The sequence below is a fragment of the Streptomyces sp. WAC07094 genome, assembly GCF_036320405.1.
Classification (GTDB): domain Bacteria; phylum Actinomycetota; class Actinomycetes; order Streptomycetales; family Streptomycetaceae; genus Streptomyces; species Streptomyces lannensis.
In genome coordinates, this window is sequence record NZ_JAVMJZ010000001.1 from 2,189,085 (window position 1) to 2,212,499 (window position 23,415).

Annotated in this window: 20 protein-coding genes; 8 read left to right on the forward strand and 12 right to left on the reverse strand. The window is 71.6% G+C overall.

The window, feature by feature from the left end; genetic code table 11:
• The first annotated feature begins 185 nt into the window (after positions 1 to 185).
• Both RCR19_RS09565 and RCR19_RS09570 read left to right on the forward strand, forming a co-directional pair.
• Entirely contained in the window at positions 186 to 383 is a 198-nt protein-coding gene (locus RCR19_RS09565) for a DUF4236 domain-containing protein (RefSeq protein WP_059132199.1), read from the forward strand.
• Positions 384 to 447: 64 nt separating this feature from the next.
• A complete protein-coding gene (locus RCR19_RS09570) occupies positions 448 to 1,977 on the forward strand; it encodes a UDP-N-acetylglucosamine 1-carboxyvinyltransferase (RefSeq protein ID WP_059132198.1) in 1,530 nt (509 codons plus the stop codon).
• Positions 1,978 to 2,068: 91 nt separating this feature from the next.
• Here RCR19_RS09570 and RCR19_RS09575 read toward each other — a convergent pair whose 3' ends face one another.
• A complete protein-coding gene (locus tag RCR19_RS09575) occupies positions 2,069 to 2,491 on the reverse strand; it encodes a DUF6299 family protein (RefSeq protein WP_331264756.1) in 423 nt (140 codons plus the stop codon).
• 228 nt (positions 2,492 to 2,719) lie between these two features.
• Between RCR19_RS09575 and RCR19_RS09580 the strand changes: the two genes are divergently transcribed.
• A complete protein-coding gene (locus RCR19_RS09580; RefSeq protein WP_220291928.1) occupies positions 2,720 to 2,914 on the forward strand; it encodes a DUF5999 family protein in 195 nt (64 codons plus the stop codon).
• A gap of 45 nt (positions 2,915 to 2,959) precedes the next feature.
• On the opposite strand, the gene RCR19_RS09585 is transcribed toward RCR19_RS09580, so the two are convergent.
• Both RCR19_RS09585 and RCR19_RS09590 read right to left on the reverse strand, forming a co-directional pair.
• Positions 2,960 to 3,382: a RidA family protein gene (locus RCR19_RS09585; protein ID WP_331264757.1), complete on the reverse strand. Its 423-nt coding sequence runs from the start codon at positions 3,380 to 3,382 to the stop codon at positions 2,960 to 2,962.
• The gene (locus RCR19_RS09590) at positions 3,379 to 4,506 is read right to left on the reverse strand and encodes an acyl-CoA dehydrogenase family protein (protein ID WP_331264758.1); all 1,128 of its coding nucleotides are present in this window, start codon (positions 4,504 to 4,506) and stop codon (positions 3,379 to 3,381) included. The genes RCR19_RS09585 and RCR19_RS09590 overlap by 4 nt, the downstream gene beginning before the upstream one ends.
• Positions 4,507 to 4,641: 135 nt before the next feature.
• Between RCR19_RS09590 and RCR19_RS09595 the strand changes: the two genes are divergently transcribed.
• Both RCR19_RS09595 and RCR19_RS09600 read left to right on the forward strand, forming a co-directional pair.
• Positions 4,642 to 6,375 carry an AMP-binding protein gene (locus RCR19_RS09595; RefSeq protein WP_331264759.1) on the forward strand — a complete coding sequence of 578 codons (1,734 nt, stop codon included), beginning with the start codon at positions 4,642 to 4,644 and terminating at the stop codon, positions 6,373 to 6,375.
• Positions 6,376 to 6,390: 15 nt separating this feature from the next.
• Positions 6,391 to 7,203 carry a PaaX family transcriptional regulator C-terminal domain-containing protein gene (locus RCR19_RS09600; RefSeq protein WP_059132194.1) on the forward strand — a complete coding sequence of 271 codons (813 nt, stop codon included), beginning with the start codon at positions 6,391 to 6,393 and terminating at the stop codon, positions 7,201 to 7,203.
• Between the two features lie 64 nt (positions 7,204 to 7,267).
• Here the strand turns inward: RCR19_RS09600 and RCR19_RS09605 are convergent, their stop codons facing one another.
• Both RCR19_RS09605 and RCR19_RS09610 read right to left on the reverse strand, forming a co-directional pair.
• Positions 7,268 to 9,535 (reverse strand): bifunctional salicylyl-CoA 5-hydroxylase/oxidoreductase, encoded by a 2,268-nt coding sequence (locus tag RCR19_RS09605; RefSeq protein WP_331269394.1) that lies wholly within the window; start codon positions 9,533 to 9,535, stop codon positions 7,268 to 7,270.
• Positions 9,536 to 9,651: 116 nt separating this feature from the next.
• Entirely contained in the window at positions 9,652 to 10,479 is an 828-nt protein-coding gene (locus RCR19_RS09610; RefSeq protein ID WP_331264760.1) for an enoyl-CoA hydratase family protein, read from the reverse strand.
• 355 nt (positions 10,480 to 10,834) lie between these two features.
• Between RCR19_RS09610 and RCR19_RS09615 the strand changes: the two genes are divergently transcribed.
• Positions 10,835 to 11,284, forward strand: a complete 450-nt coding sequence (locus RCR19_RS09615) for an ATP-binding protein (protein WP_331264761.1) — start codon at positions 10,835 to 10,837, stop codon at positions 11,282 to 11,284.
• Here the strand turns inward: RCR19_RS09615 and RCR19_RS09620 are convergent.
• The 3 genes from RCR19_RS09620 to RCR19_RS09630 all read right to left on the reverse strand — a co-directional run bounded on the left by RCR19_RS09620 (position 11,244) and on the right by RCR19_RS09630 (position 15,241).
• Positions 11,244 to 12,698 carry an amino acid permease gene (locus RCR19_RS09620; RefSeq protein WP_331264762.1) on the reverse strand — a complete coding sequence of 485 codons (1,455 nt, stop codon included), beginning with the start codon at positions 12,696 to 12,698 and terminating at the stop codon, positions 11,244 to 11,246. The genes RCR19_RS09615 and RCR19_RS09620 overlap by 41 nt on opposite strands.
• Positions 12,699 to 12,898: 200 nt before the next feature.
• Positions 12,899 to 13,906 carry an ornithine carbamoyltransferase gene (gene argF, locus RCR19_RS09625; protein ID WP_331264763.1) on the reverse strand — a complete coding sequence of 336 codons (1,008 nt, stop codon included), beginning with the start codon at positions 13,904 to 13,906 and terminating at the stop codon, positions 12,899 to 12,901.
• A gap of 105 nt (positions 13,907 to 14,011) precedes the next feature.
• Positions 14,012 to 15,241 (reverse strand): arginine deiminase, encoded by a 1,230-nt coding sequence (locus RCR19_RS09630; protein ID WP_331264764.1) that lies wholly within the window; start codon positions 15,239 to 15,241, stop codon positions 14,012 to 14,014.
• 162 nt (positions 15,242 to 15,403) lie between these two features.
• On the opposite strand from RCR19_RS09630, the gene RCR19_RS09635 reads away from it, so the two are divergent.
• A complete protein-coding gene (locus tag RCR19_RS09635) occupies positions 15,404 to 16,507 on the forward strand; it encodes an SPFH domain-containing protein (protein WP_331264765.1) in 1,104 nt (367 codons plus the stop codon).
• On the forward strand, positions 16,504 to 17,403 hold the full coding sequence (locus tag RCR19_RS09640; protein ID WP_331264766.1) for a hypothetical protein: 900 nt from the start codon (positions 16,504 to 16,506) through the stop codon (positions 17,401 to 17,403). Before RCR19_RS09635 ends, RCR19_RS09640 begins: the two co-directional genes overlap by 4 nt.
• Before the next feature lie 12 nt (positions 17,404 to 17,415).
• Here RCR19_RS09640 and RCR19_RS09645 read toward each other — a convergent pair whose 3' ends face one another.
• The 4 genes from RCR19_RS09645 to RCR19_RS09660 form a co-directional block, all read right to left on the reverse strand.
• Entirely contained in the window at positions 17,416 to 19,953 is a 2,538-nt protein-coding gene (locus RCR19_RS09645; RefSeq protein ID WP_331264767.1) for a polynucleotide kinase-phosphatase, read from the reverse strand.
• Positions 19,950 to 21,518 (reverse strand): 3' terminal RNA ribose 2'-O-methyltransferase Hen1, encoded by a 1,569-nt coding sequence (locus RCR19_RS09650; RefSeq protein WP_331264768.1) that lies wholly within the window; start codon positions 21,516 to 21,518, stop codon positions 19,950 to 19,952. Before RCR19_RS09650 ends, RCR19_RS09645 begins: the two co-directional genes overlap by 4 nt.
• Positions 21,519 to 21,649: 131 nt before the next feature.
• Positions 21,650 to 22,573: an LLM class F420-dependent oxidoreductase gene (locus RCR19_RS09655; RefSeq protein WP_331264769.1), complete on the reverse strand. Its 924-nt coding sequence runs from the start codon at positions 22,571 to 22,573 to the stop codon at positions 21,650 to 21,652.
• A gap of 285 nt (positions 22,574 to 22,858) precedes the next feature.
• A complete protein-coding gene (locus RCR19_RS09660; RefSeq protein WP_331264770.1) occupies positions 22,859 to 23,335 on the reverse strand; it encodes a DUF6099 family protein in 477 nt (158 codons plus the stop codon).
• Between the last annotated feature and the right edge of the window lie 80 nt (positions 23,336 to 23,415).

A 23,415-nucleotide genomic window follows, 5' to 3' on the forward strand; every position in this document is an offset into this window, starting at 1 on the left:
AGTACATGGGGCCGGGATGGTCATGCCCGGCCCGGCCCGATCCCGCCACCGCGCCCCGCGGCGCGCCCGCACGGTGCCGACCGAGGGCAGCCTCCGGGCGTGCCCGGCGAGCGCGCCGCCGCGGTGTCATCAATGCGCGGAGCCGGGGTATGCGACGTTCACCGGCAATCGAAGGGAGACGTCGCATGCCCCTCACGTTCCGCAAGAGTTTCCGGATCCTGCCCGGGGTGCGTCTGAACATCAACAAGCGCTCGTGGTCCATCACCACGGGCGGCAAGCACGGCCCGCGCCATACACGCAGCAGTTCGGGACGTCGTACGACATCCATGGATCTGCCCGGTCCTTTCGGATGGCGTCGCACCCGCTCCACCAAGGGTCACTGACGGTCACTCACCCGAACAGACCCCCCAAGAGGCGCAATCTCATATCTGAGATAACCTCGGCCTCATGTCAGACGACTACCTCGTACGCATCGGCAAGCTCATCCGTGACGCCCGGCAGCACCGTGGCTGGACTCAGACGCAGCTCGCCGAGGCGCTAGGCACCAGCCAGAGTGCTGTCAACCGCATCGAGCGGGGCAATCAGAACCTCAGTCTTGAGATGATCGCCCGAATCGGTGAAGCCCTGGACAGCGAGATCGTGTCCCTCGGCTACGCGGGCCCCATGCATCTGCGAGTGGTCGGCGGTCGCCGGCTCTCGGGCGCCATCGACGTGAAGACGAGCAAGAACGCCTGCGTGGCGCTGCTGTGCGCCTCACTGCTCAACAAGGGGCGCACGGTGCTGCGCCGGGTCGCCCGGATCGAGGAGGTGTACCGCCTCCTCGAGGTCCTCGGGTCGATCGGGGTGCGCACCCGCTGGATCAACGACGGCGTCGACCTGGAGATCGTGCCCCCGGCCGACCTCGAGATGGACTCCATCGACGCCGCGGCCGCCCGCCGTACGCGCTCCATCATCATGTTCCTCGGTCCGCTGCTGCACCGCATGGACCGCTTCAGGCTGCCGTACGCGGGCGGCTGCGACCTGGGCACACGAACCGTCGAGCCGCACATGATCGCTCTGCGCCGGTTCGGCCTCGACGTCACCGCCACCGAAGGGCACTACCACGCGGTGGTGGACCGGTCCGTCTCGCCCGACCGGGCGATCGTGCTGACCGAGCGCGGTGACACCGTGACCGAGAACGCCCTGCTCGCCGCCGCCCGCCACAACGGGGTCACGGTCATCCGCAACGCGTCCTCGAACTACATGGTCCAGGACCTCTGCTTCTTCCTCGAGGCGCTCGGCGTCGAGGTCGAGGGCATCGGCACCACCACGCTCACGGTGCACGGTGTGCCGAACATCGACGTCGACGTCGACTACTCCCCCTCCGAGGACCCGGTCGAGGCGATGAGCCTGCTGGCGGCCGCGGTCGTGACCGAGTCCGAGCTGACGGTGCGCCGGGTCCCGATCGAGTTCCTCGAGATCGAGCTCGCGGTGCTCGAGGAGATGGGCCTCGACCACGACCGCACGCCCGAGTACGTCGCCGACAACGGCCGTACCCGGCTGGTGGACCTGACCGTGCGGCCCTCCAAGCTGGAGGCGCCGATCGACAAGATCCACCCCATGCCCTTCCCCGGCCTCAACATCGACAACGTTCCGTTCTTCGCCGCCATCGCCGCCGCCGCCCAGGGCAAGACGCTGATCCACGACTGGGTGTACGACAACCGGGCGATCTATCTGACGGACCTCAACCGCCTCGGCGGCCGCCTCCAGCTCCTGGACCCCCACCGGGTGCTGGTCGAGGGCCCGACCCGCTGGCGGGCCGCCGAGATGATGTGCCCGCCGGCGCTGCGGCCCGCCGTGGTCGTGCTGCTGGCGATGATGGCGGCCGAGGGCACGTCCGTGCTGCGCAACGTGTACGTGATCAACCGCGGCTACGAGGAGCTGGCCGAACGGCTCAACTCGGTCGGCGCGCAGATCGAGACGTTCCGGAACATCTGAGCCCCAGGGTCTGTCGTCTGGATCGGGTCGGCCGGGAGGGACCGCGCCATTCGGTCGCCCCGTGACGCCGACATGATGCGGACGACGGGCGCTAGTCCGCGACCAGCCTGACCTCCCGCTGCCGTACCGCGTGGAACGTGGGCAGCGGGAGGCCGGTCGCGCGCAGCTCCAGCAGGGCGGCCCCCACGTGCGCCCGGCCCGAGTGGTAGGCGCCCCGGCGCCTCTCGGAGTTGGTCCAGCGGTGCTCGGCCCCGTCGCACAGCGCGAGGGTGCCCCCGACTCCGTGGCTGACGCGGGAGTCGCCCTGGGAGACGGAGGAGGAGATGAAGACCGGGCCACCCCCACCGTGACAGCGGTAGGTGCCGGACAGGGTGAGCGTGCCGTCGGCCCTGAGGTGGCCGATACGGTGGATCGTCAGCTCCTCGTGCCGTCCGGTCTGGGCACCGGCGGCGGGGGCGGCGGACAGGAGCAGGGCGGCGCCGAAGACCACCCCGACGACCTGGCGCACGAACATGGAACACCTCCTGGAATGGGGGGTTCCACAGGTACCGGGAGGCCTAGCCGGGGTGCGTGATCTTCACCCCTTCGTGGCGAGTCCGCCCCGACCGTCCGCGATGTGTCCGAGAGTTGTCCGCATGGTGTCACGCTTGTCGGCCGATGCTTCCGGTGGCTTCACAGGCGGAGCATGGTCTAGGACGAGGGGGCGACAACCGGCCGCCCGAACCTCACCCGGAGGTGCGCCATGTGTTCCCACCAGCCTTCGTGCCCGGCGTCCGACACCATCGCACCACACGTCGTCGCCGCCCGTCCTGAACAGGGCTGGACCCTGCTCTGCAACGGCGTGATCGTCTTCGACGACAGCGGGGAACTGCTCCCGGACGGCAGCGTGGTCGCCCCGCGTCGCGTGCCGATGGGACCGCTGGCCATGGCGGCCTGACGCGGTCCCGCTCCTCGCGGCGACGGACTCCCCCGGTCGCCGCGGCTAGGGGAGCACGGCGAAGCCGTCCAGTTCCACCAGGGCCTCCTCGTCCCACAGACGGGTGGTCCCCACGACGGCCATCGCCGGGTAGTCGCGGCCCGCGAGCCTCCGCCAGATGCCGCCCAGCTCGTGGGCGCGGGCCCGGTAGTCCGCAACGTCGGTGGCGTAGACGGTGACGCGGGCCAGGTCGGCGGGTGTGCCGCCGGCGGCCCGCAGCGCGGTGAGCAGATTCGCGAGCGCCCGCTCGAACTGCTCGGGGAGCGAGGCGCCGACCACCTTCCCGTCCGTGTCGAGAGCGGTCTGGCCCGCCAGGAACACCACCCGGGACCCGGTGGCGACGACGGCGTGGGAGAAGCCCGAGGACGGGGACAGAGCGGGCGGATTGAGGCGCGACAGATCGGGCGGGACGCTGCGCTCGGTGGTCACGGGGCCTCCACGGTGGCGTACAACTCCTTGGCGATGATGCCGCGCTGCACCTCGCTGGCGCCTTCGTAGATCCTCGGCGCGCGCACCTCCCGGTAGAGGTGTTCGAGAAGGTGGCCGCGGCGCAGGGCGCGCGCCCCGTGCAACTGGACGGCCGCGTCGACGACGTACTGCGCGGTTTCGGTGGCGAGCAGTTTGGCCATGGCGGCCCGGCGCGGGACGTCGGGGGAGCCTTCGTCGTACGCCGACGCCGCCGCGTAGACCATGAGCCGTGCCGCCTCGGTGCGCAGGGCCATCTCGGCGACCTGATGGGAGACGGCCTGGAGGTCCTTCAGCTTGCCGCCGAAGGCGTCCCGTCCGGCCGTGTGGGCGAGCGTGGCGTCCAGGGCCGCCTGGGCCATGCCGACCGCGAAGGCGCCGACGCTGGGCCGGAACAGGTTGAGGGTGCTCATGGCGACCCGGAAGCCGCGGTCGGGTTCGCCGATGACGTCGTCCGCGGTCACGGGCACGGAGTCGAAGCCGAGAGTGCCGATGGGGTGCGGCGAGAGCATGTCGAGCGGGCTGCCGGTCAGTCCGGGACGGTCGGCGGGCACGAGGAAGGCGGTCACTCCACGGGCGCCGGAACCGGGCGTGGTGCGCGCGAAGACGGTGTAGAAGTCGGCCTCGGGGGCGTTGGAGATCCAGCACTTCTCGCCGGTGAGCCGCCAGCCGTCCGCGGGGTCGGGCTCGGCGGTCAGGGTCAGTGCGGCCGCGTCCGAGCCGGCGTCGGGCTCGGTCAGGGCGAAGGCGGCGACCGTGGTGCCGGACCGGACGCCGGGAAGCCAGCGGTCGTGCTGGGCCCCTGTGCCGTGGGCGTACACCGGATGGGCGCCGAGTCCCTGGAGAGCGAGCGCCGTCTCGGCCTCCGTGCAGGCGTAGGCGAGGGACTCCCGCATCAGGCACAGGTCGAGCGCGCCGGAGCTGAACAGGCGGTCCAGCAGCCCGAGTCGGCCGAGTTCGACGACGAGCGCGCGGTTGACGTGGCCGGGCTCGCCCTTCTCCGCCAGTGGGCGAAGCCGCTGCTCCGCCCAGCCGCGCAGTTCCGCGCGCCAGGCGGTCTGTGCCGGATCGAGCGAGAATGCGGTCATTGCCGGTCCCCTCTCCCTGACGGCGTACCGGGTCGGGCGGGCTGCCCAACCCGACCGTATCGCGGACCGTTGACTGTCGTCACCAACACGATACGCTCGATGCGCGAGCCCACCACGACAAGGGGGCGAACCGCCTTGGACCACAGGGACGCCACGAGCGCCACGGCCACCGGGACCGGTACCGACCGGGAGGGCGCCTTGACCCGTACGAGCCCCACCCGCACCGCCCACCGCGACACCTTCGCCCGCGACCACCTGCCGCCACGGGACGAGTGGCCCGAACTCCGCTTCGACCTGCCGGAGCTGCACTACCCCGAACGACTCAACGCCGCCGCGGAACTGCTCGCCGGCCCCGCACCCGAGCGCCCCGCCTTCCACACGGCGGACGGCGGGGTGTGGACGTACGGCGAGCTCCGCACCCGCGTGGACCGGATCGCGCATGTGCTCACCTCCCGGCTCGGCGTGGTCCCCGGCAACCGCGTCCTGCTGCGCGGCCCCACCTCCCCGGGGCTGGCCGCCTGCTGGCTGGCGGTGCTCAAGGCGGGTGCGGTCGCCGTCACCGTGCTCGCCCAGCAGCGTCCGCACGAGCTGCGCACGATGTGCGAGATCGCCCGGGTCGGGCACGCCCTGTGCGACGCGCGCTCGCTCGACGACCTGGTGAACGCGGGCATCCCCGGGCTGAACATCACCGCCTACGGCGGCGGCTCCCCCGACGACCTGCTGCGCCTTCCCACCTCCGAGGAACCGTTCGCACCCGTGGACACGGCGGCCGACGACGTGGCGCTGATCGCCTTCACCTCGGGCACCACGGGCCGTCCGAAGGGCTGCATGCACTTCCACCGCGATGTGCTCGCCGTCGCGGACACCTTCTCGCGGCACGTACTGCGGCCGCACCCCGACGACGTCTTCGCGGGCAGTCCCCCGCTCGGCTTCACCTTCGGGCTCGGCGGGCTCGTCGTCTTCCCGCTGCGGGCCGGGGCGAGCGCCCTGCTGCTCGAGCAGGCGGGCCCCAGGCAGTTGCTGCCCGCGATCGCCGAACACCGCGTCTCCGTGCTGTTCACCGCCCCGACCGCCTACCGCGCGATGCTCGACGAGCTGGACGGGTACGACGTCACCTCGCTGCGGCGGTGCGTGTCGGCGGGCGAGAACCTGCCCGCGGCCACCTGGCACGCCTGGTTCGAGCGCACCGGACTGCGCGTCATCAACGGCATCGGCGCCACGGAACTGCTGCACATCTTCATCTCCGCCGCGGACGACCGGATCCGCCCGGGAACCACCGGGGTGCCGGTACCGGGCTGGCAGGCACGGATACAGGACGCGAACGGCGTTCCCGTGCCCGACGGCGAACCGGGGCTGCTCGCCGTCCGCGGCCCCGTGGGCTGCCGCTATCTCGCCGATCCGCGGCAGCGCAGTTACGTGCGGGACGGCTGGAACATCACCGGGGACACCTACGTCCGCGACCCCGACGGCTACTTCCGTTATGTGGCCCGGGCCGACGACATGATCATTTCCGCCGGGTACAACATCGCCGGGCCCGAGGTCGAGGACGCCCTGCTGCGCCATCCCGACGTGGTCGAGACGGCGGTGGTGGGCCGGCCCGACGAGGACCGCGGGCAGGTCGTGGTCGCGTACACGGTGCTCAGAGCGGGGGCGCCCCGCGACCCGGAGGAGCTCCGCACGTTCCTCAAGTCGGAACTGGCGCCGTACAAGTGCCCCCGCGAGTTCGTCTTCCTGGACGCGCTGCCGCGCACCGCGACGGGCAAGCTCCAGCGCTTCCGGCTGCGCACGCACCTCACCGCGGAGGCGGGCACCGGCGCCGACGTCGTCGCCGGTGCCGTCTCCCTGCCCCTGGAAGGTGATCATGAGTGACGCGAACGCCCTAGAGTGATCAACGTGTCCGATCAGCACGCTCCCCGGTCCCTCATCGTCACGTTCTACGGCGCCTACGGCCGCTTCTCCCCCGGCCCGGTGCCGGTGGCGGAGCTGATCAGACTGCTCGCCGCGGTCGACGTGGACGCCCCTTCCGTACGCTCGTCGGTCTCGCGGCTCAAGCGGCGCGGTCTGCTCGTGCCGGCCCGCACGGCGGCGGGCGCGGCCGGGTACGCCCTGTCTCCGGAGGCTCGGCAACTGCTCGACGACGGCGACCGGCGCGTGTACGCGAGCACCCCGCCGAAGGACGAGGGCTGGGTGCTCGCGGTGTTCTCGGTGCCCGAGTCGGAACGGCAGAAGCGGCATCTGCTGCGCTCGCGCCTGGCCGGCCTCGGCTTCGGCACCGCCGCTCCCGGGGTGTGGATCGCCCCTGCACGCCTGTACGAGGAGACCCGGCACACGCTGGAACGGCTCCGTCTCGACCCCTACGTGGACTTCTTCCGCGGCGAGCACCTGGGCTTCGCCGCGACCGCGGAGTCGGTGGCGCGCTGGTGGGACCTGGCCTCGATCGCCAAGCAGCACGAGACGTTCCTGGACCACCACGCACCCGTGCTGCACGGCTGGGAGGCCCGCGCGGACACCCCGCACCAGGAGGCCTACCGCGACTATCTGCTCGCCCTGGACTCCTGGCGCCATCTGCCCTACGCCGACCCTGGACTGCCCGCCGAACTGCTGCCGGCGGACTGGCCGGGCGTGCGCTCGGCCGCGGTGTTCCGGGCACTGCACGAGCGGCTCCGGGACGCCGGGGCGGTCTTCGCGGGGGTGTGACCGCGTTCACCGGGCACGACCCACCAGTTCACTCGCGCTCGCTCCGCCGCGGCCACGGCGGTGGTCAACCGTCCAGGGTGAGCCGTGGCCTGGGCGCGTCCGTGCGTCCCGTCTGGGGGCGCCGGCTGCCCGCCCTGTAGGGCGCCGGCCAGCTCACGCCGGGCCCGCTGTACTCCTGCTCGGCCGCCGCGTGCAGCGTCCAGTGCGGGTCGTACAGATGCGGCCGGGCCAGGGCGCACAGATCCGCGCGTCCGGCCAGGATCAGCGAGTTGACGTCGTCCCAGGACGAGATCGCGCCCACCGCGATCACGGGGATGCCGATCTCCTGGCGGATCCGGTCGGCGTACGGCGTCTGGTACGAACGCCCGAACGCCGGCCGTTCCTCGTCCACCACCTGTCCCGTCGACACGTCGATCGCGTCGGCGCCGTGCGCGGCGAAGGCGCGGGCGATCTCGACGGACTCCTCGGCCGTGGTGCCTCCCTCGGCCCAGTCCGTGGCGGAGATCCGTACGGTCATCGGCCGCTCCTCGGGCCACACCGACCGCACGGCGTCGAACACCTCCAGCGGGAAGCGGAGCCGCTTGGCGAGCGTGCCTCCGTAGGCGTCGGTCCGGTGGTTGGTGAGCGGAGACAGGAAGCCGGACAGCAGGTAGCCGTGGGCGCAGTGGAGCTCGAGCAGGTCGAACGAGCTGCGGGCGGCCCGCCAGGCGGCGGCCACGAACTGCTCGCGGACGTCGGTCAGCTGGGCGCGGGACAGCTCGCGGGGCGTCTGGCTCCCGGGCTTGTAGCGGATCGGGGAGGCCGCCACGAGCGGCCAGTTGCCCGCCTCCAGGGGCTCGTCCATGCCCTCCCACATCAGCTTGGTGGAGCCCTTGCGGCCGCTGTGGCCGAGCTGCACACCGATCGCGGTTCCCGGCGACCGACCGTGCACGAAGTCGGTGATCCGCCGCCACGCCTCGCCCTGGCGCCCGGTGTAGAGCCCGGCGCAGCCGGGAGTGATCCGGCCCTCGGCGCTCACGCACACCATCTCGGTCATGACCAGGCCTGCTCCGCCCAGAGCCCGTGCGCCCAGATGGACCAGATGGAAGTCGCCCGGCACACCGTCCTCGGCCGAGTACATGTCCATCGGCGAGACCACGACCCGGTTGCGCAGGGTCAGCCCGCGCAGCCGCAAGGGGGTGAACATCGGGGGCGTGCCCGGCGGGCAGCCGAAGTCCCGCTCCACCGCCTCGGTGAAGTGCGCGTCGCGCAGCCGGAGATTTTCGTGGGTGACCCGGCGGCTGCGGGTGAGCAGGTTGAAGGCGAACTGCCGGCCGGGCTGGCCGAGGTAGAGCCCGAGGTTCTCGAACCACTCCAGGCTGGCCCGTGCCGCGCGCTGGGTGGAGGCGACGACGGGGCGCCGCTCCTGCTCGTAGGCCACCAGGGCCTCCCGCAGCGAGGTGTGCTCCTCCAGGCATGCGACCAGGGCGAGTGCGTCCTCGACGGCCAGCTTCGTGCCGGAGCCGATCGAGAAGTGGGCCGTGTGCGCGGCGTCGCCGATGAGGACCAGGTTGCCGTGCGACCAGCGTTCGTTGACGAACGTGCGGAAGGTGGTCCATGTGGAGCGGTTGGAGCGCAGGGGCATGCCCTGGAGCGCGTCCGCGAAGATCTTGGCGCAGCGCTCGACGGTCTCGGCCGTGTCCAGCTCCCCGAACCCCGCCGCCCGCCACACCTCCTCGCGCATCTCCACGATCACCGTGGAGGCGTCGGCCGAGAAGGGGTAGCCGTGCAACTGCATCACGCCGTGCTCGGTCTCGGCGATCTCGAAGCGGAAGGCGTCGAAGGCGAAGTCCGCGGCGAGCCAGATGTAGCGGCAGCGGTGCTCCTCGACGGAGGGCCGGAACACCTCGGCGTACGCCTCGCGTGTGCCGCTGCGCACCCCGTCGGCGGCGATCACCAGGTCGTACGACTCCGAGAGCCGCTCGGGATGCGGGGCCTCGGTGCCGAAACGCAGGGCGACGCCGAGGGAGCGGCACCGCTCGTGCAGGATCTGCAGGAGCCGCCGCCTGCCCAGGGCGGCGAACCCATGACCTCCGGAGGTGTGGCGGACACCCCGGTGGACGATGTCGATGTCGTCCCAGCGTACAAACTCGTCCTTCAGCGCCGCGTAGACGACGGGATCGGCGTGCTCGATGCCGCCGAGGGTCTCGTCGGACAGGACGACACCGAAGCCGAAGGTGTCGTCGGGGGCGTTGCGCTCCCAGACGGTGACCTCCCGGGCCGGGTCAAGACGCTTGAGGAGGGCAGCCGCGTACAACCCGCCGGGGCCCCCGCCGATGACGGCGACGCGCAGCGCCTGCCGGCCGGCCGAGCGCGCCTCACCGCCCGGCTCCGCTCTCCGCGTGACGCCGGACCTGCCGTCGAAGCCGGGATCCGTCGTCGGCCCGGCCGCGTGTCCCGCCGCCATGGCTACCTCCCCCGCCATTTCGGCGGCCGCTTCTCCGTGAAGGCCGCGTGGAACTCGGCGTAGTCCTCGCCGTTCATCAGCAGCGCCTGCGTCGAGGCGTCCAGTTCGACGGACGCGGCGAGTGGCATGTCCAGCTCGGCCGTCAGCAGCGCCTTGGTCTGGGCGTGGGCGAGCGCCGGACCGTCGGCGAGTCTGCGGGCCAGCGTCTGCGCGGCCTCGTCGGCGCGGCCCTCGTCGGTCAGCTCGCTGATCAGTCCGATCCGCTCCGCCTCGGGGGCCCGCACCGACTCGCCCAGCATCAGCAGGCGGGTCGCACGGCCGAGCCCGACGACCCTCGGCAGGAGATAGGCGGCGCCCATGTCACCGCCGGACAGCCCGACGCGGGTGAAGAGGAACGCGAAACGGGCGGACGGGTCCGCCACCCGGAAGTCCGCGGCCAGCGCGAGGACCGCACCGGCGCCCGCGGCCACCCCGTGCACCGCCGCGATCACCGGGAACGGGCATTCCCGGATGGCCCGGACCACCTGTCCCGTCATGCGGTTGAAGTCGAGCAGCTGGGCGGTGTCCATGGACAGGGTGGCGCCGATGATCTCGTCGACATCGCCGCCCGAGCAGAAGCCGCGCCCCTCGCCCGCCAGCACCAGGGCCCGCACGGTTCTCTCCCGGGACAGCTCGGCGAGCAGGTCGCGCAGGTCGGCGTAGGCGCCGAAGGTGAGCGCGTTGAGTTTCTCGGGCCGGGCGAGGGTGACGGTGGCCACTCCGTCCGCATGGTCGCAGCGGAGGTGGCGCCAGTCGGAGGTGCGGACGGCGGAACCGGTGAACGGACTCATGGCGTGCGGCCTCCTCGGGCGGGGCGGCTGACTGCACTGATGGCCTGTGACGAATTTATCACTTGTTCGTGACTGTCGTCACGAGCACGCGATACAAGCGGGCCGGCCGACGCCACGCACCGCACGGCGGTCGTGCGGGGGCGGACACCGCCCGATGTGTGACAGCCGCACGGCCTCCCGTCACACGTCGTCGACAGACCGGTAACGACGGACCCGGGCGTGCCATACGGCGCCCTTGCCCTGGGTACGCAGCACGAAGCCGAGGCCGACGCAGTCTTCGGGCGAAACCCGCCGACCGCCCCGCAGGGGGCGCGCCGTACCATGCCTCTTGTTTGAAAGCAGGACGACCTGCGCCATGAACGGACCCGCCGTGTACGAACCTCCCGCTTCCGCCTCCTGGCGTGTCGCGCTGCCGCACACCGCCGCAGCCGTGCCCGTCGCCCGTGCCCTGGTGCGCACGGCTCTGGCGGAGCTGCCCGCGACGGCGGACAGCGACACCGCGGAGCTGCTCACCGCCGAGCTGGTGGCGAACGCCCTGGAGCACGCCGCGGGTGACGGGCCGATCGAGCTGGTCGTCGAGTTGCTGCCGAACGGCTGCAAGGTCGAGGTGCACGACCCGGACCCGGCCCCGCCCGGCGATCTGACCCGTCCGGCCGTCGAGCCATGCGACCCCTGGCAGGAGCACGGGCGCGGGCTGCTGCTGATCCGCAGCCTCAGCTCGTCCTGCGGTCACCGCCCCACCGAGTCCGGCAAGGCGGTGTGGTTCAGACTGCCTGTCGTTCCACGGCAGTGGCGTCCGGCGTGACGGCTCCGGTCGCCGCCCTGGAGTGCCGGCGCCCGTAGAACGCGTACACCAGGCACCCGGCCGCCAGGAACGCGGCGAACTGCACCCACGTCGTCCAGCCCGTCTCGTACATCAGGTAACCGCAGAAGCCGACCCCGAGCAGCGGTACCACGGGGTAGAGCGGCACACGGAAGCTGCGGGCGAGGCCCGGCTCGCGGCGGCGCAGGACGATCACCACGACATTGACCACGGCCATCGTGGCGAGGGTGCCGATGGTGCACAGGTTGACGACCGCGTCCAGCGAGGAGAAGGCCGCCGGGACCGCGAAGACCGCCGCCACGACGAGGGTGCCGGAGACCGGCGTCGAGGTCTTCGGCGAGACGCGCTCGAAGACACGCGGGACGAGCCCGTCGCGGGACATCGACAGCAGGATGCGGGTCTGCCCGTACATCACGGCGAGGACGACCGAGGCGATGGCGACGACCGCGCCGAAGGCGATGACACCGCCCCCGAGGGTGGAGCCGGTGACCTGGTTGACGACGTACGACAGCGCCGCGGGCCGGCCGCCCACCTCGGGACCGCCGGTGGCGCCGATCGCGGCGAGCGCGACCGCGCAGTACAGCAGCGTCACCAGGCCGAGGCAGACGAGGATCGCCACGGGGATGTTCCGGCGGGGGTTCTTGGCCTCCTCGCCCGCGGTGGTGATCGCGTCGAACCCGATGTACGAGAAGAAGGCGGCGGTGGTGCCGGCACCGATGCCGCCGAGCCCGGCCGGGGCGAACGGGGTCAGGTTGCCGTGCCGGAAGGCGGTGAACCCGATCGCGCAGAAGGCGACCAGGATCGCGAGCTTGAGCACGGCCATGGCGGCGGTGGCCCGGGCGCTCTCACGGACACCGCGTACGAGCAGTACCGCGGCCAGGGCGATGACGATCACGGCGGGGAGGTTGACCACACCGCCGTCGCCGGGACCGGCGGAGAGCACCGGGGGCAGCTGCCATCCGACAAGACTGTGCAGCAGTTCGTTGACGTACTGGCTCCAGCCGACCGCGACGGCCGAGACGGACACGCCGTACTCCAGCAGCAGGCACCAGCCGACGAGGAAGGCCGTGCCCTCGCCGAGGCCCGCGTAGGCGAAGGAGTACGACGATCCGGACACCGGGATCGCACCGCCCAGCTCGGCGAACGCGAACGCGGTGAAGACGCAGGTGAGGGCGGCGAGCACGAACGAGACGACGACGGCCGGGCCCGCCTGGGCGACGGAGTCGGACAGGCCGACGAAGATGCCGGTGCCGACGATCGCGCCGACGCCGAAGCAGACGAGCTGGAACAGGCCCATGTGGCGTCTGAGGCCATGACCGGAGAGATCGGCTCCGGACTCGGCGACGAGCAGCTCGGGGGACTTGATGCGGAACGGGTTGGCAGGACTGCCGGGCATACGGGTGGTGCTCTTTCGGTGGTACGGATGCGACGGTGGGGGTGTCCCCGCTCACGGCGGTCCACCGCTCGAACGAGGCCGAACGGGGTGCCGGGAGTGCGGGGAAGGTCGCGCGACGGCTGCGGAAGGGGTGGTTCCGGCCGCCGAGGAGGATCGTACGGGAAGCTCCCCGGCACCCGCTGTGGCAGCGGGCACGCAGGTCAGGCGAGGGTGGCCACCAGGACGGCCTTGATCGTGTGCATCCGGTTCTCCGCCTCGTCGAAGACCACCGAGTGCTCGGACTCGAAGACCTCGTCGGTGACCTCGAGTTCGGTGAGCCCGTGGCGCTCGTGGATCTCGCGGCCCACGTCGGTGCCGAGGTCGTGGAAGGCCGGCAGGCAGTGCAGGAACTTCACGTCGTCGTTGCCCGTGGCGCGCAGCACGTCCATGGTCACGGCGTACGGGCCGAGCAGCGCTATGCGCTCGTCCCAGACCTCCTTCGGCTCGCCCATGGACACCCAGACGTCGGTGGCGACGAAGTCAACTCCCCGCACGCCCTCCTTCACGTCGTCGGTGAGCGTGATGCGGGCTCCGGAGGCGGCGGCGAGCCGCTGCGCCACCTCCACGATCGTGTCGTCGGGCCACAGCAGCCTGGGCGCGACGATACGGACGTCCATGCCGAGCAGGGCGCCGGTGACGAGGTAGGAGTTGCCCATGTTGTAGCGGGCGTCGCCCAGGTAGGCGAAGGCGATCCCGTCCAGCGGCTTGTCGCAGTGCTCGGTCATGGTGAGCACGTCGGCGAGCATCTGGGTCGGGTGCCACTCGTCGGTCAGGCCGTTGTAGACCGGGACCCCGGCGAACGCGGCCAGCTCCTCGACCACGCCCTGACGATGCCCGCGGTACTGAATGGCGTCGAACATCCGGCCGAGCACCCGGGCGGTGTCCTTCACGGACTCCTTGTGCCCGATCTGCGAGCCGGACGGGTCGAGATACGTGGTGTGCGCGCCCTGGTCGGCGGCCGCGACCTCGAAGGCGCACCGGGTGCGCGTCGAGGTCTTCTCGAAGACCAGGGCGATGTTCCTGCCCGCCAGCCGGCGCGTCTCGGCCCCCGCCTTCTTGGCCGCCTTGAGCTCGGCCGCCAGCTCGACCAGGCTGCGGAACTCCTGCGCGGTGAAGTCCAGCTCCTTGAGGAAGTGGCGGCCGGTGAGGGCGCTCGGGACTGTCGCCATGGGGCGCTCCAGGGTGGTCGAGGCAGAAGGATCAGGGGGGCGGATGGAAGTCTATACGACGATTCACATTTCTATACAAGACCGGTCCCCGGGCGCGACCCCCGATCAGCGGGTCACCGCATCCCTCTCGACCGGACAGCTCATACAGCGGGGCCCGCCCCTTCCCCGCCCCAGCTCGCTCCCCGGGATCTCGATCACTTCGATTCCCTGCTTCCGCAGATGGGTGTTGGTCGTCACATTTCTCTCGTACGCCACCACCACGCCGGGCTCGACCGCCAGCACGTTGCATCCGTCGTCCCATTGCTCCCGCTCGGCCGAGTGCACGTCCTGCGTGGGGGTGAGCACCCGGATCTCACTCAGGCCCAGCGCCGCGGCGATCGCCCGGTGCATGTGCTCCGGCGGATGATCCGTGACCTTGAGCTCCTTGTCGCCGGCGCCGGGCTCGATGGTGTACGAGCGGAGCATGCCGAGCCCCGCGTACTGGGTGAAGGTGTCGCCGTCGACCATCGTCATCACCGTGTCCAGGTGCATGAGCGCCCGCCGCTTGGGCATGTCGAGCGCGACGATGGTCTGCGCCGAGCCGGCGGCGAAGAGCTTGTGCGCCAGCATCTCGACGGCCTGCGGCGTGGTCCGCTCGCTCATGCCGATGAGCACGGCTCCACTGCCGATGACCAGCACGTCACCGCCCTCGATGGTGGACGGGTAGTCGGCCTGCCCCTCGGACCAGAGGTGGAAGGTCTCGTTGCGGAACAGCGGATGGTGCCGGTAGATCGCCTCGAAGTGCACCGTCTCGCGCTGCCTCGCAGGCCAGCGCATGGCGTTGATCGACACGCCGTCGTATATCCACGCGGAGGTGTCCCGGGTGAACAGGTGGTTGGGAAGGGGGCGCAGGAGGAAGTCGTCGAGTTCCATCACATGGAACCGCACGGAGGTCGGCTCCGGGTGGACGTCGAGGAACTCCCGCTTGGTCATGCCGCCCACGAGGGCCTCGGCGAGCTCGGCGGAGGGCAGCGTCTCGAAGGCGGCACGGAGATGGTCGGTCGCGAGCGGTCCGTACTCCTTCTCGTCGAAGACCCGGTCCAGCACGAGGGTCCTGGCCGCCGGGACCTCGAGGACCTCGGTGAGCAGATCACCGAAGAGATGGACGACGACCCCGCGGTCGCGCAGCACGTCGGCGAACCCGTCGTGCTCGGCACGCGCCCGACGCACCCACAGCACGTCGTCGAAGAGCAGCGCGTCCTTGTTGCTGGGGGTGAGCCTTTTGAGCTCGAGATCGGGCCGGTGCAGGATGACGCGGCGCAGCCGCCCGGCCTCGGAGTCGACTTGGAATCCCATGACTCCATCCTGACCATTCACATGCCGGTTCACCCGTCCTTCACGGCGAGCCGGACCGATTCCTTTCGTCATCTTGACGATAATGTCGCGGACCATTATCGTCGTCATGACGAAAAAGGGGACGGGGGCTCTCGCGCTCCCGGTACGAGGGGGCATGGAATCATGGCCGACATCACACGGCGCTTCGGCTGGCGTCATCTGCGCGGTGTCCCGACCGCGCACATCCGGCACCACCGCGCAGGCCACCTGGTACACGACGGGCCGGGGCTCAGCTTCTGGTACCGCTCGCTGACCGCGGCGCTCTCCGAGATCCCCGTGGACGACCGCGAACTCGCGATGACGTTCCACGCGCGCACCCACGACTTCCAGGACGTCTCCGTGCAGGCGACGGTCACGTACCGGATCAGCGACCCGGGCATCGCGGCGGCCCGGCTGGACTTCTCCATCGATCCGGACACGGGAGTCTGGCGGGGCGCGCCGCTGGAGCACCTCTCGACCCTGCTGACCGAGACGGCCCAGCAGCACGCGCTGGACGTCCTCGCCCGCACACCGCTGTCGGAGGCCCTGGCAGACGGGGTCGCGGCGGTACGCGAGCGGGTGGCGGCCGGTCTCGGGGCGGAGCCGCGACTGCCCGCGACCGGCATCGAAGTGGTCGCGGTGCGGGTCATGGCACTGCGCCCGGAGCCCGAGGTCGAGCGGGCACTGCGCACCCCGGCACGCGAGCAGATCCAGCAGGAGGCGGACCGGGCGACCTACGAACGCCGGGCCGTGGCCGTGGAGCGGGAGCGCGCCATCGCCGAGAACGAGCTGGCCAGCAGGATCGAACTCGCCCGTCGCGAGGAGCAGTTGGTCGAGCAGCGTGGCACCAACGCACGGCGTGAGGCGCAGGAGCAGGCGGCGGCGGACGCGGTACGTGCCGAGGCGGAGGCCGCACGGACGGTGCGGCTGGCCGAAGCCGAGGCCGCCCGCGCGGTCCGGCTCGCCGACGCGGAGGCCACCCGTTCCGTACGGCTGGCCGAGGCCGAGGCCCGGCGGACCGTGGCGCTCGGCGAGGCGGAGGCACGCGCCGCACGGGAGGTCGGTGAGGCACGGGCCGAGGCGCAGGCGGCGTGGCTGCGGGTGCACGCGGACGCCGACGTCGCGACGCTGAACGCCCTCACCGCGACGCGTCTCGCGGAGAACCTGCCGCACATCGACAGCGTGACCGTCTCACCCGATGTGCTGACCGGGCTGCTCGCAAGGCTCGGGAACGGGGAGCGGGCGTGAGTCTCGCCCCGCGGGCGGTGATCGTCCATCGCACCACGGAGTACGAGGAACTGGTGGCCCGTCACGGCACGCACGGACAGGCCGACTTCTTCCTCTCCTCCCGGGGCCGGAGCCTCGACGAGGTCGCGGAACGGCACCGGCGCACCCGGGACGCGCTGGCCGAGGTGACCGCCGCCATCCCGCTGACCTGGCGTCAGACCCGGGTGGAGCGGGCCGACCTGGACCGGTTCCTGTTCGCTGCGGAGGACGTGGTGGTCGTGGTCGGGCAGGACGGGCTCGTCGCCAATGTCGCCAAGTACCTCACGGGCCAGCCGGTGGTGGGCATCAACACCGATCCCGGACGCAATCCCGGAGTGCTGGTGCGCCATCCCTCCCGGCACGCCGCCGCGCTGATCCCGGCGGTGGCCGCGGGCGGCACGGCCGTGGAGGAGCTGACCATGGTGGAGGCCGTCACGGACGACGCCCAGCGGCTGGTGGCCCTCAACGAGATCTACCTCGGCGCCGCCGGTCACCAGACCGTCCGCTACCGCCTGGGCCTCGACGGCGACGGAGGTGTCGTCGAGGCCCAGGCCTCGTCGGGGGTGCTGGTGGGCACCGGGACCGGGGCGACGGGCTGGCTGCGGTCGGTATGGCAGGAGCGCGGCGGCCGGCTGCCGCTCCCCGCGCCCACCGAGGACCGGCTGCTCTGGTTCGTGCGCGAGGCATGGCCCTCCCCCGCCACCGGGACGTCCCTGGTGGCGGGGCAACTGCAGGCCTCGCTCCGGCTCCATGTCACCGTCGAGTCGGAGCGCGTGATCGCCTTCGGCGACGGGATGGAGTCCGACGCCCTGGAGCTGACCTGGGGGCAGTCGGTCCGGGTGGGCGTGTGCACGGAACGGTTGCGGCTGGCGGGCTGACGCGGGCCCCCGTCACAGCCGGGGGTCCACCGGCTCCGACTCCAGGGCGAGCACCCCGAACACCGCCTCGTGCACCCGCCACAGCGGTTCGCCCTCCGCCAGCCGGTCGAGGGCCTCCAGGCCCAGCGCGTACTCGCGGATCGCCAGCGACCGCTTGTGGTTCAGGAACCGCTGCCGCAGCCGCGCGAGGTTCTCGGGCCGGGTGTACTCCGGGCCGTAGATGATCCTGAGGTACTCACGGCCGCGGCACTTGACGCCGGGCTGGACCAGACGGCCCGCGGTGCTGCGCACCACCGCGTCCAGCGGCTTGACGACCATGCCCTCACCGCCGCGCCCGGTCATCTCCAGCCACCAGTCGACACCGGCCTGCACCGACTCGGGGTCGCCCGGGTCGACGAACAGGCGCCGTGTCGTCTGCAGCAGTCCGCTCCCGTCGTGTTCGACGAGCCGGTCGAGCAGCGCGAGCTGGCGGTCGTGCGGTACGTCGGCCAGGCTCCGGCCCTGCACCGCCAGGATCTGGAAGGGTGCCAGCCGCACCCCGTCCAGCCCGTCCGTCGTCCAGCAGTACCGCCGGTAGGCCTCCGTGAACGCCCCCGCGTCCGCCGCCCGTTCCCGCTGACGTGCCAGCAGTTCGGTCACGTCGACACCGCGCGCCGCCGCGCCCTCCAGCGCGGACAGCGCCCCCGGGAACGCGGCCGCCGCCGCCGCGCCGACCGCGGCGTACTGGCTGCGCAGCAGCCCGGACGCCTTCAGCGACCACGGCATCAGCTCCGCGTCCAGCAGCATCCAGTCCGTCTCGAGCTCCCGCCACAGATCCGCATCGCCGATCGCCGACCGCAGCCGGCCGAGGACTTCCTCGGTCACCGCCTCGTCGTCGAAGAACGGACGGCCGGTGCGGGTGTACAGGGAGCCCGTCGGACCGGAGACCCCGAAACGCCTGAGCGCGGTCTCCGCGTCCCGGCACACCAGGACCACCGCCCGCGAGCCCATGTGCTTCTCCTCGCACACCACCCGCGCGACCCCGTCCTCCCGGTACTGCGCGAAGGCCTCGGCCGGATGCTCGAGATAGCCCTCGACGTGCGAGGTCGCGGTGGGCGCCATGGTCGGCGGCAGATACGGCAGCAGACGCGGGTCCACCGCGAAACGGCTCATGACCTCCAGTGCCGCAGCCGCGCTCTCCTCGCGGACCGAGACCCGGCCCGCGTGCCGCGTCTCGACCACCCTGCGGCCGTGCACGTCCGCCAGGTCCAGCGGACGGCCCTCGTGACCGCCCGGCGCCTCGGACGCCAGCGGCCGGGCCGGCTCGTACCAGACCCGCTCGGCCGGCACGTCCACCAGCTCCCGCTCCGGCCAGCGCAGCGCCGTCAGGCTGCCTCCGAAGACCGCACCGGTGTCCAGGCAGATGGTGTTGTTCAGCCAGGAGGCCTGCGGGACGGGCGTGTGGCCGTAGACCACCGCGGCCCGGCCCCGGTACTCCTCCGCCCACGGATAACGCACGGGCAGGCCGAACTCGTCGGTCTCCCCCGTCGTGTCGCCGTACAGCGCGTGCGACCGGACCCGGCCGGAGGTGCGGCCCTGGTACCTCTCGGGCAGGCCCGCGTGGCAGACGACGAGCCGGCCGCCGTCGAGGACGTAGTGGCTGACCAGGCCGTCGATGAACTCCCGTACGCGCTGCTTGAACTCCTCGCTCTCGCCCTCCATCTGCTCGATGGTCTCGGCGAGTCCGTAGGTGTGCCGGACGTTGCGGCCGCGCAGGAACCGGCCGTACTTGTTCTCGTGGTTGCCCGGCACGCACAGGGCGTTCCCCGACGCGACCATCGACATCACCCGGCGCAGCACACCGGGGCTGTCCGGGCCGCGGTCCACCAGGTCGCCGAGGAACACGGCGGTGCGGCCCTGCGGGTGCGCGCCGTCGACATAACCCAGCTTGCCCAGCAGCGCCTCCAGTTCGGACGAGCAGCCGTGGACGTCGCCGATGATGTCGAAGGGGCCGGTGAGGTGCGTCAGGTCGTTGAAGCGCTTCTCGGTGACGACCGTCGCGTTCTCGACCTCCTCCACGCCGCGCAGGACGTGCACCTTGCGGAAGCCCTCCCGTTCCAGATGGCGGAGCGAGCGGCGCAGTTCACGCGTGTGACGCTGGATCACCCGGCGCGGCATGTCGGCCCGGTCGATGCGGCTCGCGTTCCGCTCGGCGCACACCTCCTCCGGCACGTCGAGCACGATCGCGATGGGCAGCACGTCGTACCGCTTGGCCAGGTCGATCAGCTGGCGGCGGGAGTCCTGCTGCACGCTGGTCGCGTCGACGACGGTACGACGGCCGGCCGCCAGTCGCTTGCCCGCGATGTAGTGCAGGACGTCGAAGGCGTCCCCGGTGGCGCTCTGGTCGTTCTCGTCGTCGGAGACGAGGCCGCGGCAGAAGTCCGAGGAGATGATCTCCGTCGGCTTGAAGTGCCTGCGGGCGAAGGTGGACTTGCCCGAGCCGGAGGCACCGACGAGGACCACGAGGGAGAGGTCGGTGACGGGCAGGGTGCGTCCCTTGTTCTCTGTCATGCGGCCTTCTCCTCCTTCGTGCTGTCCTTGGCGTTGAGCGTGAACACGGCCATCTGGGTCGGCGGCCCCACCTCGGGGTCGTCGGGGCCGACGGGAATGAACTCCACGGTGTAACCGTGGAGTTCGGCCACCCGGCCGGCCCAGCTGCGGAACTCCTCGCGGTTCCACTCGAAGCGGTGGTCGCCGTGCCGCGCGTGGCCGGCCGGGAGGGTCTCCCAGCGGACGTTGTACTCGACGTTCGGCGTGGTCACGAGGACCGTCCTCGGACGGGCCGAGCCGAACACCGCGTACTCCAGAGCGGGCAGCCGCGGCAGGTCGACATGCTCGACGACCTCGCTGAGCACGGCGGCGTCGTATCCCTTGAGCCGGTTGTCGGTGTATGCGAGCGACCCCTGGAACAGCCTCACCCGGGAGGCCTGTCGCTCCCCCATGCGGTCCAGCTTCAGCCGCCGGGACGCGATGGTCAGCGCCCGCACGGACACGTCCACGCCGACGATCTCCGTGAACCGCGGGTCCTTGAGCAGCGCCTGGACCAACTGGCCCTGGCCGCAGCCGAGATCCAGGACACGGGCGGCGCCCGACTCCTTGAGCGCCGCGACAAGGGCGTCCCTGCGCTGCACGGCGAGCGGTACCGGCCGGTCCTCGGCCGCGCCCTCCCCGGTCGCGGTCACCCCGCTCCCCGCCGCGGTCTCCCCGGTCGCGGTCTCCCCGGTCGTGCTCTCGCCGTTCCCGGTCTCGTCCGTCCCCGTCTCGTCCTGGACCGCGTTGTCGAGGTCCTCGACCTCGCTGTCGTCCGCTTCGGCGAGCCGTACCAGTTCCAGCCGCTCCATCGCCTGCCGGGTCAGCGACCAGCGGCGCGAGAGATAGCGACTGGTGATCAGCTTCTGCTCCGGATGCGTCGGCAGCCAGCCCTCACCCGCTCGCAGCAACTTGTCGACCTCGTCGGCGGAGACCCAATAGTGCTTGGCGTCGTCGAGGACGGGAAGCAGGACGTACAGATGGCGCAGGGCCTCGGCCAGGGTCAGCCGGTCCGACTCCAGGACGAGGCCGACATAGCGCGAGTCGCCCCACTCCGGGAACTCGCCGTCCAGCGCGACCCGTTCGGCGGCGACCGTCCAGCCGAGGGGCTCGAACAGCCGGCGCACCAGGTCCGGACCGCCTCGGGCGGGCAGCGCGGGTATCTCCACCCGCAGCGGCAGCGGGTGCTGCACGCGCTCGGGCCTGGCGTTGCACACACCCCGGATCGCACTGGAGAACACCCGGCTCAGCGCCACGGCGAGCAGGGAGGAGGCCGCGTACGGGCGGTCGTTCACGTACTGCGCGAGAGCGGCGTCGGGAGCGCCTCCGCGGCCCTTGCCCTTTCCCCTGCGGACCAGCGCCGTGGTATCGACCTCCAGCAGCATGGCCACCGTGCAGCACTCGGCGTCCGCCCGGGGGTAGACGACGTGAGCGGTGCCGTAGGAGGTCGAGAACGCCTGCGCGTTGTCGGGGTGCTTGTGCAACAGGAAGCTCAGGTCGGTGGCCGGGGTCTTCTCGTCGCCGGTAGTGGAGATCGTCAGGAACACGCGTACGAGTATCGTCGTGCGGACTGCGCCGGGGCCACGGAGTTTCCGCCGGGACGGCGCTGCGCGGCCACCGCCCTCCCCACGGGCGCTCCGGGCCGGACCGCGTGCGGCCCGGAGCGCGGAGAGACCGGTCAGGACAGCTGCGACTGCACGCGGGAGGAGATGAGCTCCAGGTGGTCCAGGTCGTCGAGGTCGAGGATCTGGAGGTAGAGACGGCTGGAGCCGATCTCCGCGTACCGGCCGATCTTGTCGACGACCTCGTCCGGGGTACCGGCCAGGCCGTTGATCTTCAGCTCGTCGGCCTCGCGCCCGATCGCGCCGGCGCGGCGGGCCACCTCCTGGTCGTCCTTGCCGACACAGACCACCAGTGCGTTCGAGTACGTCAGGCTGTCGGCGGCCCGGCCGGACTCGGCGGCGGCGGCACGAACCCGGCCGAACTGGCGCTCGCTGTCCTCGATCGAGGCGAACGGGATGTTGAACTCGTCGGCGTACTGCACGGCCAGCCGCGGGGTGCGGGTCGCACCGTGGCCGCCGATGAGCACCGGGACCTTCGCCTGGGCGGGCTTGGGCAGTGCGGGTGAGTCGGTGAGGTCGTAGTACGTCCCGTGGAAGCCGAAGGTCTTGCCGACCTCGGTCTGCCACAGCCCGGTGACGATCGCCAGCTGCTCCTCGAGGCGGGCGAACTTCTCCTTCGGGAACGGAATGCCGTAGGCCCGGTGCTCCTCCTCGAACCAGCCGGCCCCGAGGCCCAGCTCGACCCGGCCGCCGGACATCTGGTCGACCTGAGCGACCTGAAGGGCAAGGACACCGGGCAGACGGAAGGTGGCGGCGGTCATCAGCGTGCCGAGGCGGATGCGCTTGGTCTCGCGGGCGAGGCCGGCCAGGGTGATCCAGGCGTCGGTGGGGCCGGGGAGGCCGTCCCCGCTCCCCATCCTCAGATAGTGGTCGGAACGGAAGAAGGCGTCGAAGCCCAGGTCTTCGGTGGCCTTGGCGACGGTGAGGAGGGTGTCGTAGGTCGCGCCCTGCTGGGGCTCGGTGAAGATGCGAAGATCCATACCTCCATCCTGCACGCTCCGCCAGCCGTCGATCCCACTGGTCCCATCCGCCCCACCCGCCCCGGACCGAGCGAACGTCCGTCAATCGGATGATCGGGTGAAAGGCCGCTCCGTCGGCCCTTCCTCGCGCCGACCGCCGCCACTGCGGTGCCGCACCGGCCGGACCCCTCCGCCCATGGCCGTGTCTCCCGCCCTCGCCGTGTCCGCTCCCCGGGAAGGCGCCGGGGCCGAGCGAGCCCTCGTGTCCCGAGCAGCCCCACGGGACAGGGCCCGTGGACGAGCGGCTCAGCCCGGCGCCTTGTGTCGTTCCCGCATCTCGCCGTCCCTTGCCGCCAGTCGCCGCAGCATCTCCCTGACCCTGTCCCTCGACTCGTCCGCCGCGTCGATGGCCTCCATGCACTGCCAGTAGGTGCCCTCGTCGTCCGCCGCGCTCGCGACGGCGACCAGGGCCATGCCCAGTTCCACCAGGAGGGTCGCGAGGTCGAGAAGGGCCCCGCGCGCATCGCCCAGATCGGTGAGCTGGGCGGCCCGCAGATCCGCCACATCGATGGAGGGTGTGTCGAGGACGCCGCAGCCCCTGCCTGCGAGTTCCGTCAACCCCAGGGCCTCCCCGCGCAGTTCGGGAGGTCCCGAGACAGCCAGCCGGCTGCCGATCGCCTGCGCCAGGGCGTACGCCTGCCACGCCTCCGTCATGATCCTCGCCCCGTCCCCGCTCCCCGCCAGGGCACGTCTGCTCGTCACGATGAGCCGCACCGCTTCCATGCGCTGCCCCCGCTCTGTCCTGACGCACTCCCGCACGTCTGCCCGAACTCCGTTGTTCACTACCCAGCGTGAAGGCACAA